This window comes from Acinetobacter sp. CIP 101966 (assembly GCF_000369725.1).
Lineage (GTDB): Bacteria > Pseudomonadota > Gammaproteobacteria > Pseudomonadales > Moraxellaceae > Acinetobacter > Acinetobacter lwoffii_Q.
This window is the reverse complement of the sequence record NZ_KB850159.1, coordinates 550456-567221: the sequence shown is the minus strand read 5'-3', so window position 1 is coordinate 567221 and position 16766 is coordinate 550456. Positions and strand designations below refer to the sequence as shown.

The following is a 16766-nucleotide window of genomic DNA, read 5'->3' as shown; positions in this document are numbered from 1 at the left end:
CCTATTCAGGAGGGTGACAAGACCGTCATGGTTCTGTCACCAAAGCGCTTTAAGTTGCTATGCAGCTTAAAGCGTCCTGTTTTAAACAACAAAATTTAGGAATGCTAGAAATCATGGCACGTCAAACCCCAATTTCTCGTTACCGTAACATTGGTATTTCTGCGCACATCGACGCAGGTAAGACAACCACTTCTGAACGTATTTTGTTCTACACAGGTGAGAGCCATAAACTTGGTGAAACTCACGAAGGTTCGGCAACTACGGACTGGATGGAACAAGAGCAAGAACGCGGTATTACCATTACCTCAGCAGCTGTAACATGCTTCTGGAAAGGTATGGGCAACCAGTTCGAACAACACCGTATTAACGTAATTGACACCCCGGGACACGTTGACTTCACGATCGAAGTTGAGCGTTCTATGCGTGTTCTTGACGGTGCGTGCATGGTTTACTGTGCTGTAGGTGGTGTTCAGCCGCAGTCAGAAACTGTATGGCGTCAAGCAAATAAATATAAAGTTCCACGTATTGCGTTCGTTAACAAAATGGACCGTACTGGCGCGAACTTCTTCCGTGCAGTTGAACAAGTTAAAACACGTCTTGGCGGTAATCCAGTGCCAATCGTTGTTCCAATTGGTGCAGAAGAAAACTTCCAGGGTGTTGTTGACCTAATCGAAATGAAAGCGATTATCTGGGATGAAGCATCTCAAGGTATGAAGTTCGAATATGGCGAAATCCCTTCTGAATTACTTGAGCTAGCTCAAGAATGGCGTACTAACATGGTTGAAGCTGCTGCAGAAGCATCAGAAGAACTCATGGACAAGTACCTAGAAGGCGAAGAGCTTACTAAAGAAGAAATCGTTGGCGGTATCCGTAAGCGTACATTAGCGAACGAAATCCAACCAATGCTTTGTGGTTCAGCATTCAAAAACAAAGGTGTTCAACGTATGTTGGACGCAGTAATTGAATTCTTGCCAGCACCGACTGACGTTGAAGCGATCAAGGGTATCCTTGATGACAAAGCTGAGACTGAAGGTTCTCGTGAAGCATCTGACGAAGCACCGTTTGCTGCGTTAGCGTTCAAAATCATGAACGACAAATTCGTTGGTAACTTAACGTTCGTACGTGTTTATTCTGGTGTTCTTAAAGCGGGTAGCCCGTGTTATAACCCAGTAAAAATGAAGCGTGAGCGTGTTGGCCGTATCGTACAGATGCACGCAAATGACCGTCATGACATCGAAGAAATTCGTGCGGGCGACATCGCGGCATGTGTAGGTCTTAAAGACACGACTACTGGTGATACATTATGTGATGAAAACCACGTAATTACACTAGAGCGTATGGAATTCCCAGAGCCAGTAATTGCACTTGCAGTTGAACCTAAAACTAAAGCTGACCAAGAAAAAATGTCAGTTGCTTTAGGCCGCTTGGCGAAAGAAGATCCATCATTCCGCGTTCGTACAGACGAAGAATCTGGTCAAACGATTATTGCTGGTATGGGTGAGCTTCACCTTGACATCATTGTTGACCGTATGAAGCGTGAATTCGGTGTTGAAGCGAACATTGGTAAGCCAATGGTTTCTTACCGTGAAACGATCAAAAAGTCTGTTGAGCAAGAAGGTAAATTCGTACGTCAAACAGGTGGTAAAGGTAAATTCGGTCACGTATACGTACGTTTAGAACCGATGGATCCTGAATCTGAAAAAGATTACGAATTCGTTGAAGAAGTTGTAGGTGGTGTTGTACCTAAAGAATTCTTCGGCGCGGTTGACAAAGGTATTCAAGAACGTATGAAGAATGGCGTTTTGGCTGGCTACCCAGTAGTTGGCATTAAGGCGACATTGTTCGACGGTTCTTACCATGACGTCGACTCTGACGAATTGTCGTTCAAAATGGCGGGTTCTTATGCCTTCCGTGATGGTTTCATGAAAGCGGATCCTATCCTTCTTGAACCGATCATGAAAGTTGAAGTAGAAACTCCAGAAGACTACATGGGCGATATCATGGGTGACTTAAACCGTCGTCGTGGTATGGTTCAGGGTATGGACGATCTTCCTGGTGGTACTAAAGCCATTCGTGCTGAAGTTCCATTGGCTGAGATGTTTGGTTACGCAACTCATATGCGTTCTATGTCTCAAGGTCGTGCGACTTACTCTATGGAATTTGCTAAATATGCTGAAACTCCACGTAACGTGGCTGAAGGCATCATTTCTAAGTTCCAATCTGGCGGTAAAAAAGGTGACGACGAGTAATCTTTCGATTACTATAAGCCCAAACTAATTCATAGTTAAACCCAAGTGCTCATGCAGTGATCCTGCATGAGTAGTTTAAAAAGGAAGATCTCATGGCTAAGGCTAAGTTTGAACGTAATAAGCCACACGTTAACGTGGGCACAATTGGTCACGTTGACCATGGTAAAACAACTTTAACAGCTGCAATTGCAACTGTATGTGCGAAGAAATTCGGTGGCGAAGCGAAAGACTACGCTGCAATCGACTCTGCACCAGAAGAAAAAGCACGTGGTATTACAATTAATACTTCACACGTAGAATACGATTCTCCAACTCGTCACTACGCTCACGTAGACTGCCCGGGTCACGCCGATTATGTTAAAAACATGATTACTGGTGCTGCTCAGATGGACGGCGCGATCCTTGTATGTGCTGCGACTGATGGTCCTATGCCACAGACTCGTGAACACATCCTGCTTTCTCGTCAGGTAGGTGTACCTTACATCGTTGTATTCTTGAACAAATGCGACCTTGTAGACGACGAAGAGCTTCTTGAACTAGTTGAAATGGAAGTTCGTGAACTTCTTTCTACTTACGACTTCCCGGGTGATGACACTCCAGTGATCCGTGGTTCTGCTCTTCTTGCGCTTAACGGTGATGACAGCCAATACGGCGAGCCAGCTGTAGTTGCGCTTGTTGAAGCACTTGACTCTTACATTCCAGAGCCAGAGCGTGCGATTGATCTTCCATTCCTTATGCCAATTGAAGACGTATTCTCAATCTCTGGTCGTGGTACAGTAGTAACTGGCCGTGTTGAGACTGGTATCGTTAAAGTAGGTGAGTCTGTAGAAATCGTTGGTATCCGTGATACTCAAACTACTACAGTAACCGGCGTAGAAATGTTCCGTAAGCTTCTTGACGAAGGTCGTGCGGGCGAGAACTGTGGTGTTCTTCTTCGTGGTACTAAGCGTGAAGACGTACAACGTGGTCAAGTATTGACTAAACCAGGTGCGATCAAGCCACACACTAAATTCGATGCGGAAGTATACGTACTTTCTAAAGAAGAAGGTGGTCGTCACACTCCATTCCTTAACGGTTACCGTCCACAGTTCTACTTCCGTACTACGGACGTAACTGGTGCGATCGCGCTTAAAGAAGGCGTGGAAATGGTTATGCCTGGTGACAACGTTGAGATGTCAGTAGAGCTAATCCACCCGATCGCAATGGACCCAGGTCTACGTTTTGCGATCCGTGAAGGCGGCCGTACAGTTGGTGCTGGTGTAGTTGCTAAAGTAACTGCATAATCGCTGATTGTGTAAGAAAAGCGCCTCTTTGAGGCGCTTTTTTTTGATCTAAACTTTTATAAAACTAAGAACAAATTGTCTGACAATGATTTTAAAAGCTGTCCTTATCTGATATCGGCTTGACCTAAACTGCACTTATGTAAAAAAAATTACCACGTAATATACAGATAAGAATATGAATATTACATTTTCGGGTCTGGATTGGCCTGATGGGAGTGGTCACATGAACGCTAAAGTAAATATTACCAATCGTGCGGGTGCTAGTTTTCCAGTTCGTCGCATGAACTTTGATTTTGATGCTGTACCGGAATATTGGATGAATGGTTCAGCAGGTCTCACTCATTTTATGACCGCATTATCTGCGCTATTTCCAGCAGGTGAAAAGTTTTTTATAGATTCAGTCCGTGCGGTGCGTAAACATCCTGCAATTGCCAATAATGAAGCATTACAAAAAGAAATTTCCGCTTTTATTGGTCAGGAAGCCATGCATACTCACGAGCATATCGGCTTTAATGCATCTGCGCAAAAACATGGGCATGATGCCGAGACGCTTGATCGTTATACCGATAAAGTCATTCAAACGACACGTAAAGTCATGACTAAACTGGGTAAGCCTGTGGGAATTACCCAAGAAATGGTAGATTTGACTGCAACCACCGCACTTGAGCATTTCACTGCAACCATTGCCTCACAGCTTTTGACCAATAGCCATATTCAGGAATTGATGACAGATGAAACCATGAAAACCATGTGGTTATGGCATGCCATCGAGGAAAATGAACATAAGGCAGTTGCATATGATGTCTTTGAAGGAGTTTTTGGCAAAGGTTTAAAAGCCTATGCACTGCGTACTTCATCTTTGGTCATCGCAATGGCAACCTTATTTGTGGTGCAAAGCTATTTCCTCGCCCGTTTGCTTAAACAGGATCAGCAGTTTAATCTTGAGTCCTTAAAAGCCATTTATACCTATGCCTATAGTCCTTCTAAAGGTGTCATTACGGGTATGGCGAAAGAAATGCTGATGTATTTTAAACCGGGATTCCATCCGAATGATCATCATACAGATCAACTGTTGGCGACTTGGAAAGCTAAATTGGGTTTGTGACAGAACTGAAGATTGGAGAGCGACTAAAATCGCTCTTTTTTTTGCTCGATTTTTTGGATGAACTTTCTATAATGCGGAGGTTGATTCTATATAAGATGAACGAAGATGATTCGTTTAATGCAAGCAGCGGATGTAGAAGCCGTTGCAAAGATTGAGAGATCGGTTCAATCCCATCCCTGGACTTTAAAACAGTTCAAAGATGCTGTAACGGCTTATCAAAGTACCGTGATTGAAGTGCAAGGGCAGGTGGCCGGATTTTGTATTTTACAACCGGTGCTGGATGAAGCCAATTTATTGCTCATGGCAATTGATCCGGCACAGCAAGGTCAGGGTTTGGGCTATCAGTTGCTGGAGGCTTCAGTGACGATGCTAAAAAATAATCCGGTGCAGATTTTCCTGGAAGTGCGCGAGAGTAATCAGGCTGCGATCAAGCTTTATGAAAAATCAGGCTTTCATCAGATTGATCTGCGTAAGAACTATTATCCAAATGCCAACGGAAGCCGTGAACATGCCATCATTATGGTGAAAGCATGTACAGATGATTTTGCTAGTCTATTTAAATAATACAAACTGACGACTTTATTTAATAATCTGGTGATTCCATCCGCTGGGTAAGGTCGTCATTAATGAGTTTCCCAAGTGCTGAATCTCCGCCTCAGTGAGTGCATGGTTCAGGCGTCGCCATTGTCCATCGATCAAGAGTTCCAGTGGTAGATACTGAGATTTGTAATTCATTTTGCTAGAGTGCGGCACCCAATATCCCAGATAGATAAACTGCAAGCCCAACTTTTGTGCATGTTCAATCTGTTTCAAGATTGCAAAAGCACCGAGTGAACGACGATTTTCATCCGGATCAAAAAAGGTATAGACGGCAGAGATGCCATCATCCAGCAGGTCAGAGGTGGAAACGCTGATTAGACGCTCACCTTGCCATAATTCTAGAAAGAAGCTGTCGGTACAGCTTTGTAATAAAAATTTTTCGAACTGATCCCGAGTCGGTGGGAACATGTCGCCATCCGCGTGGCGTTCATTGATATAGCGTTCATACAGCGCATAATGCAGGTCATCGGCGTGCTCTGGGCTGGTAATTTTCATCACCAGATCCTGATTACGTTTCCAGGCTTTTTTTTGTGAACTGTTCATACGGAATTCAGTGACAGGCACGCGAGAAGACAGACATTGACGGCACAGATGACATTCGGGGCGATAGACGAAATCACCACTGCGGCGGAAACCGGTACGTGACAGTTCCGATAAAGTGACTACATCAATACGATGTGCAGGGTCCAGAAAAACCATGCGCGCCGACTTGTTGGGCAAATAGCTACAATCATGTGGCGGCGTAATATAATACTGTAAATCGTTCAGTAGGGCCTTTGGCTGATAAGAGTTCATAACAACTACCCTCTGTTATTTTCATTCACTTAAGCGCGCGTTTTGCGCTATTGTTTTACTTGAAAATACACCTTCCTGATACTTTTTCCAATCAATCGCAGGCTTTTTTACAATATCTTGTAACGAATTAAGATAGGTCTGGCGAGAAAGTGTGCAGGCGCCCAGGCTTAACAGATGATCGTTCACCAGTTGGCAGTCGATCCAGGGCAGCTTATTTTCCTGTCCAATCAGCATTAAAGTATAGAAAGCCATTTTAGAAACATCAGTTTGCGTACTAAACATGGATTCACCAAAACAGCCTTGACCGATGGTCACACCATAAAGTCCACCCACGACGCGGTCTTCATCCCAGACCTCAATACTATAGCCATATCCTGCGTCGAACATGTCGCAATAGCCTGCGATAATATCTTCACTGATCCAGGTATCGTCTGCATAAGCACGAGGCAATGAACAGGAACGAATCACTCTTTCAAAAGCATGATTGACCGTAATTTTATAGTCCTGCTTTTTCATATTGCGTAGCAGGGATTTGCTTGGATGATAATCTTCGGGGCGAATAATGCAGCGTGGTTCCGGACTCCACCAGCAAATCGGATCACCTTCTGAAAACCATGGAAATAATCCATGTGTATAGGCTTCATAAAGTGTAGAAGGGGAGAGGTCGGCACCAATACAAATCAGTCCTTCACCTTCAGGATCAACCTCGACTGGATTGGGAAAAATGAATTCTGAGGGAGGAAGTAAAGACATGGCAGACCCGACATAAATCTATGGATAAATCATCATCTCATTCTAGCAATAAAAAAGCCGCCCATAATGGACGGCGTTTTTATTCTTGCTGCTTAGTCTAGTTTACCCATCGCATCAAGATATTTTTCCGCATCCAGTGCAGCCATACAGCCTGAACCCGCAGAAGTAATCGCCTGACGATAAATGCTGTCTGCAATATCACCGGCTGCGAATACACCCGGTACCGACGTTTGTGTTGCATTACCTGCAGTACCGCTTTGCACCTGGATATAGCCGTCACGAAGTTCTAACTGGCCTTCGAACATGGTGCTATTTGGCTTGTGACCAATCGCCACAAACATACCCGTCACATCAATGTTTTGAGTAGAGTCATCTTGCGTTGATTTAATACGAACTGAGGTCACACCAGATTGTGCATCACCGAGTACTTCATCGACCTGATGGTTCCAGATAATGCTGATCTTGCCTTCTTTTTCTTTGGCAAATAAATGATCTTGCAAGATTTTTTCGGAACGTAAGGAATCACGACGGTGAACCAGAGTCACGTGAGAAGCAATGTTAGATAAATACAACGCTTCTTCAACAGCAGTATTACCACCACCTACGACCATTACTTTCTGGTTTTTATAGAAGAAACCATCACAGGTTGCGCAAGCACTGACACCTTGACCCATATAGGCTGCTTCAGATTCCAGACCGAGGTATTGGGCAGTTGCACCGGTACAGATGATCAGAGCATCACAGGTGAATTCTTCCATATCGCCTTTTAACACGAAGGGGCGCTGGCTAAGATCCACTTCATTGATATGGTCATACACGATTTCAGTGCCAAAACGCTCTGCATGTGCCTGCATACGTTCCATCAATGCTGGACCAGTCAAACCTTCGGGATCACCCGGCCAGTTATCGACGTCAGTCGTCGTGGTCAGCTGACCGCCCAGTTGCAAGCCTGCAATCAGGGTAGGTTTCAAGTTTGCACGCGCTGCATACACTGCTGCGCTATAGCCTGCAGGGCCAGAACCTAAAATAATCAGTCGTGAGTGACGTGCGCTCATCAGCTGTATCCTTTTTTATTTAGAAATTTATTGAATTATACGTGAAACTGTATAACAGTGGTGTGAGATTAAAGTCGATATTATTGATCATTGAAATCGATTTGGGCTATATAGCATAAGTAACATTGTGCTTGCACAATAGTGCATCTTTTTTCACAGAACAGGTGCATAATATGCATTTTATTGCGTCGCTTTTTTCAAGCATTGAAGCAAAAGAATATTCATGAAGAATTGGTTACAGGACAGTATATGACAGCGGTGTCGAGTGCCTATGCACAGCGCTTAGTAATGACATTATTTTTAGTCTCATTTGGGATTTATCTGTTTCTTGCAACAGTGACCTATACGCCATTTGATCCGGGGTGGATGCATATCTCTAGTGATACGCAGACCGTTTCGAATGCTAGTGGGGTAGCGGGTGCCTGGATTGCAGACCTTTTGTTTGGCTTTCTCGGTTGGGCAAGTCTGCTGATCCCTGTCTATCTGTTTATGGAGGCGATTCAGGTCTGGTGGCCGCGTAGCTTCCTGAACCGGCCATTTCGCTATGCTGCGCAATTCTTCCTGTTGCTGAGCACCTCAGCGCTTTTGTTTTTATTCTGGCAAGTTCCTGCTGATACGCTGGATAATTCTTCCGGCGGTATTATTGGCTATGAATTAGGCCAGAGTCTGGAACAATTGCTGACAGTCTATGGTGCAGCATTCTTCCTGCTAGTGCTTTGGGTGGTGTTATTTACCTTGGCTTTTGGGGTGAAGTGGAACAAGACCTGGAGCAGCCTCAAAGCAACGCCTGCTTATCTACAAGACCTGTTCTACCGTAATGTGCCTGAAGGCATGTCTGATTTTGATCGGACTGCACCTGTCGCCAAAAAAGAGCCAGTCATTAGTGCAAAAAAAGTAGCGGTTGCAGTAACACCTGCGCCTGAGCATCAACTGGTAGAAATAGATCCGGTGGTACGTGATCAGGTGGCTGAACGCTTATTTGATGATTTTGCCGATAAAGAATCACAACAACCGCAGTTTTATGATGATCTTCCCGAAGCTGAGCAGCAGGCTCCTGAGCCAGTCGAGACATTTAAGCAAGTACAGCAAGTGCCTCAACAGCCGGATCGTGTGGTAGCCACAGGCGAGGTGTGGCGTGCCTTACATTCAAATGAAGATCAGCGGCATAAACAGGATATTGATGCCTTACTCAAAGCAGCCGAAGAAGAACAGCTTGATTCTCCAGTCTCACATATAGCTGCTCCACAATCTGTTGCAGCACAGACTCATGCTCATACCAGAACCGCATCGACTTCACATACAGGCCTGGACTGGGATGATGATGAAATCTTTGATGAACTTCTGGCTGCAGTTCCGCAAGGTAAAACTGCGACCGATGTGCATAGTCCATTCAATACAGCGTCAGCCGAAAAGACAGTAAGAATTGTGGAAGACATGACCAATGTTGCACCTGTCATGGCATCTATGGCGACTGCACATGTCGTGAAAAATAGCGCATTACAGGCCGATCTGGATGACCTGGGTGATTTGCTGATTGAAGAAGATGAGCCAAGCCCACCAGTACGTGCATCAAGCTATGCCCAATCTTCTGCATTTGTACAGGCACCAATTCAGCATCAGGGTATAGAGCAACCAGTATCTCCTCCTTCTGCAACTCATGCAGCAGTACGCGAAGCTTTATCTAAAGAAGAATTTGTAGAAGCCTGGCAAGAAACGGCTGGCAAGCCACAGGATGAAGACGAGTTTGATTTTGATGCGCCTTTAACTGATGCTTCAGGCCGTCCGATGTCACGTGCCATGCAGGTGGTTGAGCGCCGTAAAGATTTATCGCCGCTTCCAGGTCTGGATTTACTGGATGAAGTTGATCCCAATAAAAAAGTGAATTTTACCGAAGAGCAGCTGGCACGTTTATCTGAACTTCTTGAAATCAAGTTGCAAGAATTTAATGTCAAAGCCAAGGTGGTAGAAGCACAGCCAGGCCCAGTCGTAACACGTTTTGAACTGGATCTGGCGCCAGGGGTAAAAGCCTCTAAAGTGACGAATATTTCGCGTGATCTGGCACGTTCGATGTCGATGGCATCGGTGCGTGTGGTTGAGGTCATTCCGGGCAAGCCGTATATTGGAATTGAAGTACCGAACAGTACCCGTGAAATGGTCCGTTTAATTGAACTTTTAACTATTCCAGCTTTCACTGATCCGAATAGCATCCTCTCCATGGCAATGGGTAAGGATATTTCCGGTAATCCGGTGATTGCTGATCTGGGTAAAGCACCGCATATGCTGGTGGCAGGGACCACGGGTTCAGGTAAATCGGTGGCGGTGAACTCGATGATTTTATCGATGTTGCTGAAATATACCCCAGATGAATTGCGTTTAATTCTGATCGATCCAAAGCAGCTGGAACTGGCAAACTATAATGATATTCCACATTTGTTGACGCCTGTAGTCACTGATATGAAAGATGCAGTCAGCGCATTGAACTGGTGTGTCAATGAGATGGAACGTCGTTATAAACTGATGTCTTTCCTGAAAATCCGTAAACTGAGCGATTATAACCGCAAGGTGGAAGAGGCGATTGCCAATGGTGAAGATCTGATCGATCCAACATGGAAAGCCAGCGATTCTGTTGTGGGTGAGCGTGCGCCGCGTTTGACGCCGTTGCCTTCCATTGTAATTGTCGCGGATGAGTTCGCGGACATGATCATGCAGGTCGGTAAGAAAGCCGAAGAAATGATTACCCGTCTAGCACAAAAATCACGTGCTGCTGGTATTCACCTGTTGCTTGCGACCCAACGTCCATCGGTGGACGTGATCACCGGTTTGATCAAAGCCAATATTCCAACACGTGTCGCATTACGGGTTAACTCCAAGATCGACTCGCGTACTATTCTGGATGCGGGTGGTGCAGAGGACTTGCTCGGTCACGGTGACATGCTGTTCTTGGGCCCAGGTAAAATCGAACCTGAGCGTGTGCATGGCGCTTTTATTGCCGATGACGAAGTCAACCGGATCTGTGATGCATGGCGTGAACGTGGTTCACCAAATTATGTCGACGAGATCCTGACACCATTCGATGAAGAACCATCTAGCCGTGGTTTTGAAGATGGTGGCGACGGTGGATCAGACCGCGATGCGCTGTATGACCAGTGTGTAGCTTTTGTTTTGGAAACCCGTAAGGCTTCCACTTCATCCTTACAGCGTAAATTCAGTCTGGGCTACAACCGTGCTGCGCGGATCATTGACCAGATGGAAGAAAATGGCATTGTCAGCGGCATGGGGGCCAACGGCAAACGCGAGATTCTGGTTTAGTTTCAGTGTATCTTCAATAAAAAAGCCTGCTTTCAAAGCAGGCTTTTTTATGTATTTTTGACTCAGGCAAACTTCGCTAATACATCCAGAAACTCGGCACTTTGACGCGGGAAAGTGGCAATCACGTCATGAATCCGCTGTCCTTCCGGATTGGTTGCATTGACATCACGGCCATCAGCGACAAATTTCGTCAACAGGCGTTCATAATCGAATGGACGCATATGCTTGAAAGCATGATACAGCACGTGAAAATCAGCATTAACACCTGCAGGAGGAAGCTGATTTAAATAGGCAAATACACGCTCATCTGACCATTCTTCGTTAAAGGTCGCTGGTTGAGATAATGCCATCGCAATTTCCTTGATCTAATGTAGTTTTTTCGGCATGAAAAAAGGCAAAATATGAGACTAGATTAGCAAAGCACTGCTTTGCCTAGTCGCAAGACTTGAAGCTATGCTTCAAGTGGGCGGAATATAGCTAAACTACTATTTCTACCACTCTCATATTTTGCCTTGAATCAATTTACTTGACCAATCAAAAATCAGATTATCGTTCTTCAGGTAAATTGATATTCATTTCAAGCATTTCAATATTGGCTTCAGAACGGACCTGCATTTGAATATGCTGTTCATCGACACCGCGAACATAACGATTGACCACTTGCATGATTTCAGTCTTCATCTGGTCAATTTTGTCCTGGCTCAAGCGACGACCCAAGCCTTGTTCGGATGCAACGATCACCTTCAAACGGTCTTTAGCAGTCCGTGCGCTTGATGGTTTATCCTCGCCACTAAAAAGTTTACTCCAGAATCCTGCCATGTCTACGCTCCAAATAGTCGTGCTAACCAGCCCTTAGGTTTTACCTCGATATGACGGTAAGGACGCTCTTCGCCAAGGAAACGCGCAACCAGATCATCATAGGCCTGACCTGCAGAAGCTTCAGTGAAAAGAATCACCGGCTTACCTTCATTCGATGCCTGTAAAACGCTTGGACACTCAGGAATAACGCCCAAGGTCGGTACACGTAAAATATCCTTAGAAATATCATCAATCGTTAGCATTTCCTGTTTATCGGCACGTTCCGGATTGAAACGGGTAATACACAGATGCTTACGAATGCGACCTTCGTTTTGTTCTACTTTTTTAGTTTTACTGTCGAGCATACCAATGATACGGTCAGAGTCACGTACTGAAGAAATCTCAGGGTTGGTCACAATGATGGCTTCATCCGCATGATACATGGCCAAAATAGCACCACGCTCAATACCGGCAGGCGAATCACAGATAATATAATCAAATTCCTGCGAAAGCTCATCCATTACACGAGCAACACCCTCATCGGTTAAGGCATCTTTATCACGTGTTTGTGATGCAGGTAAAATATATAAATTTTCAATATCTTTATCGCGAATCAGTGCTTGTTGTAATCGTGCTTCGTTATTTAAAACATTCACAAAATCATAAACTACACGGCGTTCACAGCCCATAATCAAATCAAGGTTACGTAAACCTACATCAAAATCAATAACAACAGTTTTGTGACCGCGTAGGGCTAAACCTGTTGCAAAAGATGCACTTGTTGTAGTTTTACCTACACCACCTTTGCCTGACGTTACGACAACAATTTTCGCCACCGAATCCACTCCTGTTATGGTTCAAATCCCCTGTTTAAAATGGGGTTTTTGGTGTTTATTTATACATTAAAATTGTAGAGCTTCAAATACAAGCTCTAGTTGATCATTCAAGTAAATATGCACAGACTTTTTAACTACATGCGGTGGAATGTCATCCGCCACACAATAGGTTCCTGCAATTGAAATCAGTTCAGCTTCGAGGCTATGACAGAAAATGCGTGCTGCAGTATTACCACCCGCGCCCGCAATGACACGGCCACGTGCGCTGCCATAGACATGAATATTGCCCGAAGCAATCACTTCTGAACCACTGTTGATGCCGGCATTAATAATAATGTCGCCATTATGCTGCACGATACATTGACCGGTACGCAGGATTTCATCATGATATGAGGTGATATGCGCGACGATCGGGGCAGCAGGGGCTTGATCATCACTCACCACAGTAGGTTCTGGTTTAACTTCCACGACCTGTTCTTTGGTGGCTTTAACTTCTTCTAACTGGCGATCAGGTGGCAGTACCGGGAACTGAATAGCGCGCGCCTGATCTCCAAGTAAGCCTTCAGTAACAGCCATGGGCTGTACATCCAGACTGATTAATAGTTGAATCAGCGCAATGAGTTCCTGTTCAACTGAACTTTCAATGACTGCCAAAGTGCCGGGTGGAAATGCTGCTTGTAATTTTGGGCTAAGTTGCTGGCGGATTGCATCATGATCATTGGTATCTAAGCTAATGCGTATCGCATTGACCATTCTGCCTTTTATCCGTATATCAGCCATAATTCTTCCTTAAATACTTCTGACGTGCTGGTTTTGTGTCGAAGCAATGTTGTAAATAGTGCAAATCCTAGAACAAATTGCAGTAATTCTCTAGCGATCTCAGTTATTTTTTTATGCGAACAGAACCGGACGGATTGATCTGATTCTGTACTTTAAACTTTACTTATCTATTGAGCTCTGATTTTGCTCATGTTCTTCTAAAATCTGTTGCCACTGTTTGACTTTTACCTGTTTTCGGATTGCTTCAAGTGTTTCAAAAACAGCCGATTCGACCAATTTATCAATATGTGGATTATGTTCAATCTGAATCTGGCTGATTTTATCTGAAATTAGGGTAAAAGTCGGATTTTCTTTTTGACCTGTCTGGGTAAATGGTTCAATCAGTCCTTGCGTAATATTTTCTCCCAAGCGTTGACCAATACTTTGAATTTGCTGTTCAATCCGGCTGCCCACAATTGGAATCAAACGTAATAATTGGGTCAGTTCAGGAGTATCTTCAATCGCCTGATTCACTACTTGCCCTACATTTTTAGCGATCATGGAACGTTGTGACTGTAATTCCTTCCCCAAAGATTCCTGCAAGATATCTGCCAAAGCAATGGCCAGTAATTTACGATGATGTTCCACTAAATCATCAATTAACTGTTTATGTGATGTGCTTGTGGTCAGTTCACGCTTGATACCGTCCAGTACGGTCAGTACCACCCGGCTGGAAAGCTCTTCCATCAGCATGTTGTAATAAAAGTTGCCTTGGCGATACCAGCGATTGGGAATTACTTTATAACCATGGCTATGCAGGTTGTAGCCAATCGCGACCGCACGCAGCAGGCGCAGGAAACGTAGCTGAGGGATAATGGATAAAATTTCATACCAGTGCACAAAAGGGAAGAACCACCAGCGTCGATGATGACGCAGGACAATCGCGATGACCCAGCGTGCCAGTAATTCACACACCAAGAAGGTGGTAAACCAGCCCTCGGTAATGATCACCCAAGGGCGTAAATCACTTTTATAAAACTGCAAGATTTCCGGTAAACGAATGAAGTCAAACAACCACTGCCCAAAATCGCTCATTAAAATGGCGTTAGCACTGAGACAGAACAGATTGATGATGATCAGAACCATCATGAAAATATCGTAAATCAGTGCAATTTTCCAGCCCCAGGTTCCTTTACGAACAAATTTAAATGAGCTGGACGTAATGTCCGGGTTGTCGTTCTTCATAATTACTCGGTTACAGATCCGACCGGGGCTTGGGCAAAGTTCTGCTGCATTTGTGCGATGAGCTGATCTTTTTCAGTCCAGATTTGATCAATCCATTTTTGAAAACGTGCACGATATTCAGCATCATCTTCATAATTGCCGCCCAGTACCCAGTCTGGAATATCAATTTTTCTTAAATTTACCGCAATACGTGGCACTTCACCTAACCAAAATTCACCATAGCCCGGAATACCGTCAGGATAAACAATGGTCATGTCGACCAGCGCATCAATTTTATCGCCGAGAATACTGAGCGCCAATGCCAGACCACCGGCTTTAGGTTTCAGTAAATGTGTGTAGGAAGACTGCTGCTGATCATGCTTTTCCTGGGTAAAGCGGGTGCCTTCCAGATAATTTAACAGGGTAAAAGGCTGACTGATCAGCTGTTCACAAGATTTGCGTGCTTCTTCCATATCCCGATATTTCAGCGCAGGATTTTTGGCAATCTGTTCCTTGCTATGCCGTTTCATCATCGGGAAGCCCAAAATTTTAAAGGCCTGACCAACAAAAGGAATAAAAATAAGTTCCCATTTGGTAAAGAAACGCGTCAGTGGCATACGGGTAAGACCGAAGTACTGGTTGACGGTGGTATCGACCCAGCTCTGATGATTACAGGTCATCAAATAACGGCCCTGCATATTCAAATCCAGTGATTCATCTACGCTGATTTGCCATTGGGTATTTTTTAAAACATGCTCAATCAGCCAGTTATTGACCCCTAACCAGCTGTTGGTAATCTTGATATTGGTTTCATCCACTTTTGCGGATTTTTTAAAAAGTTTGGTTAAACCCAAGGCCAGCACCGGGGGACCATGAAAAAAAGTACTGCCCGTCATGACGGATGTGACCGTCAGGCCACGCGCCAGTTTTTTTAAAGTCGGTTGCTTGTTGCTATTCGATGACATATCCAAACAGTCCCCAGAGATTAATCACTTAAATTTTTTCATATTTTGAGTAATATAGAGACAGTTAGGCAAATAAAAAAGCCTAAACAGGAAACTATGAAGATATTGTGACGAACTACTTGGTTTTAGTTACATATAAACATTACAAAATATTACTAAACGATTTATTATTAACAAAAATTCAATGGTTAGCCCATTCAATTTAAATCATTATCTCGCTTAACAACAAAGCATACAACAAGGAGTCATGCGATGCGTGCACTAGTCATTTCAGCAGCTGTAGCAGGGGCCGTAGCACTTACAGGTTGTCAATCAACTGGTAATAACATCGGTGGTGTGGAATATGATAAAGCTGCTCTAGGTACTTTAATTGGTGCTGCAGCAGGTTACGGTGTTTCTAAAGGCAATGCGAATACCAGCCGTCAAAATAACCGTGCAGCAGCGATTGGTGCTGTTGTTGGTGGTGCAGCGGGTGTGTATCTTGATAACAAAGAGAAAAAATTACGTCAAGCAACAGCGGGTACGGGCGTAGACGTTAACCGTAATGCAGATGGTTCGATTAACCTTGTGATGCCAGGCAGCATTACATTTGACACGAACAAGTCAAATATCAAACCAAACTTTTATGGCACTTTGAACAAAGTAGCGCAAGTATTAACTGAAGATAACAAGAGCGGTATTCTTGTAACTGGTTATACCGACAGCACGGGTAATGACTCAATTAACTTGCCATTGTCTCAAGCACGCGCAAACTCTGTAGCGACTTACTTGGCAGGCCAAGGTGTTTCACGTACACGTATTAATGCTCAAGGTTTAGGTTCAGCGAACCCAATTGCAGACAATACAACTGCTGCAGGTAAAGAGCAAAACCGTCGTGTAGAAATCGCGGTATATGCAGTTCAATAATTCTTGAACGCTTAAGAAAAAACCACCTTCGGGTGGTTTTTTTATATCTGAATATTGACCTGATTAATCGTATTTTAAATTAGGCAACTGACGCAGAGATGACTATAATCGGAGCCGAATCTAGAAGAG

At 44.3% G+C, this 16766-nt stretch carries 15 protein-coding genes; 6 read left to right on the top strand and 9 right to left on the bottom strand.

Annotation, left to right across the window (positions count from 1 at the left end; genetic code table 11):
• Nucleotides 1-113: 113 nt before the first annotated feature.
• The 4 genes from fusA to rimI all read left to right on the top strand — a co-directional run bounded on the left by fusA (nucleotide 114) and on the right by rimI (nucleotide 5201).
• Nucleotides 114-2249 carry an elongation factor G gene (fusA, locus tag F891_RS05545; protein WP_005104814.1) on the top strand — a complete coding sequence of 712 codons (2136 nt, stop codon included), beginning with the start codon at nucleotides 114-116 and terminating at the stop codon, nucleotides 2247-2249.
• Nucleotides 2250-2341: 92 nt separating this feature from the next.
• Nucleotides 2342-3532, top strand: a complete 1191-nt coding sequence (tuf, locus tag F891_RS05540) for an elongation factor Tu (RefSeq protein ID WP_004646112.1) — start codon at nucleotides 2342-2344, stop codon at nucleotides 3530-3532.
• 223 nt (nucleotides 3533-3755) lie between these two features.
• On the top strand, nucleotides 3756-4637 hold the full coding sequence (locus F891_RS05535; RefSeq protein ID WP_005262505.1) for a metal-dependent hydrolase: 882 nt from the start codon (nucleotides 3756-3758) through the stop codon (nucleotides 4635-4637).
• 105 nt (nucleotides 4638-4742) lie between these two features.
• Nucleotides 4743-5201, top strand: coding sequence for a ribosomal protein S18-alanine N-acetyltransferase (gene rimI, locus F891_RS05530; RefSeq protein WP_004730600.1), 459 nt, complete (start codon nucleotides 4743-4745; stop codon nucleotides 5199-5201).
• Nucleotides 5202-5216: 15 nt separating this feature from the next.
• Here rimI and F891_RS05525 read toward each other — a convergent pair whose 3' ends face one another.
• The 3 genes from F891_RS05525 to trxB all read right to left on the bottom strand — a co-directional run bounded on the left by F891_RS05525 (nucleotide 5217) and on the right by trxB (nucleotide 7840).
• The gene (locus tag F891_RS05525) at nucleotides 5217-6032 is read right to left on the bottom strand and encodes an arginyltransferase (protein ID WP_004730598.1); all 816 of its coding nucleotides are present in this window, start codon (nucleotides 6030-6032) and stop codon (nucleotides 5217-5219) included.
• 21 nt (nucleotides 6033-6053) lie between these two features.
• Entirely contained in the window at nucleotides 6054-6785 is a 732-nt protein-coding gene (gene aat, locus F891_RS05520; protein WP_004730596.1) for a leucyl/phenylalanyl-tRNA--protein transferase, read from the bottom strand.
• A gap of 92 nt (nucleotides 6786-6877) precedes the next feature.
• Nucleotides 6878-7840, bottom strand: coding sequence for a thioredoxin-disulfide reductase (gene trxB / locus F891_RS05515; protein ID WP_004730595.1), 963 nt, complete (start codon nucleotides 7838-7840; stop codon nucleotides 6878-6880).
• 249 nt (nucleotides 7841-8089) lie between these two features.
• Between trxB and F891_RS05510 the strand changes: the two genes are divergently transcribed.
• Nucleotides 8090-11149, top strand: a complete 3060-nt coding sequence (locus tag F891_RS05510) for a DNA translocase FtsK (RefSeq protein WP_004730593.1) — start codon at nucleotides 8090-8092, stop codon at nucleotides 11147-11149.
• 62 nt (nucleotides 11150-11211) lie between these two features.
• On the opposite strand, the gene F891_RS05505 is transcribed toward F891_RS05510, so the two are convergent.
• From F891_RS05505 to F891_RS05480, 6 genes are all read right to left on the bottom strand, one after another.
• Nucleotides 11212-11499, bottom strand: a complete 288-nt coding sequence (locus F891_RS05505) for a PA4642 family protein (RefSeq protein ID WP_004279254.1) — start codon at nucleotides 11497-11499, stop codon at nucleotides 11212-11214.
• Between the two features lie 196 nt (nucleotides 11500-11695).
• Nucleotides 11696-11968: a cell division topological specificity factor MinE gene (gene minE / locus F891_RS05500; RefSeq protein ID WP_004279256.1), complete on the bottom strand. Its 273-nt coding sequence runs from the start codon at nucleotides 11966-11968 to the stop codon at nucleotides 11696-11698.
• Between the two features lie 2 nt (nucleotides 11969-11970).
• Nucleotides 11971-12783 carry a septum site-determining protein MinD gene (gene minD, locus F891_RS05495; RefSeq protein ID WP_004646120.1) on the bottom strand — a complete coding sequence of 271 codons (813 nt, stop codon included), beginning with the start codon at nucleotides 12781-12783 and terminating at the stop codon, nucleotides 11971-11973.
• Between the two features lie 66 nt (nucleotides 12784-12849).
• The gene (minC, locus tag F891_RS05490; RefSeq protein ID WP_004730591.1) at nucleotides 12850-13563 is read right to left on the bottom strand and encodes a septum site-determining protein MinC; all 714 of its coding nucleotides are present in this window, start codon (nucleotides 13561-13563) and stop codon (nucleotides 12850-12852) included.
• A gap of 159 nt (nucleotides 13564-13722) precedes the next feature.
• A complete protein-coding gene (locus F891_RS05485) occupies nucleotides 13723-14787 on the bottom strand; it encodes a hypothetical protein (protein ID WP_004730589.1) in 1065 nt (354 codons plus the stop codon).
• Nucleotides 14788-14789: 2 nt separating this feature from the next.
• Nucleotides 14790-15731 (bottom strand): acyltransferase, encoded by a 942-nt coding sequence (locus F891_RS05480; protein WP_004646123.1) that lies wholly within the window; start codon nucleotides 15729-15731, stop codon nucleotides 14790-14792.
• Between the two features lie 252 nt (nucleotides 15732-15983).
• On the opposite strand from F891_RS05480, the gene F891_RS05475 reads away from it, so the two are divergent.
• The gene (locus F891_RS05475; RefSeq protein ID WP_004646124.1) at nucleotides 15984-16637 is read left to right on the top strand and encodes a YiaD family glycine zipper/OmpA-like lipoprotein; all 654 of its coding nucleotides are present in this window, start codon (nucleotides 15984-15986) and stop codon (nucleotides 16635-16637) included.
• Nucleotides 16638-16766: the final 129 nt, after the last annotated feature.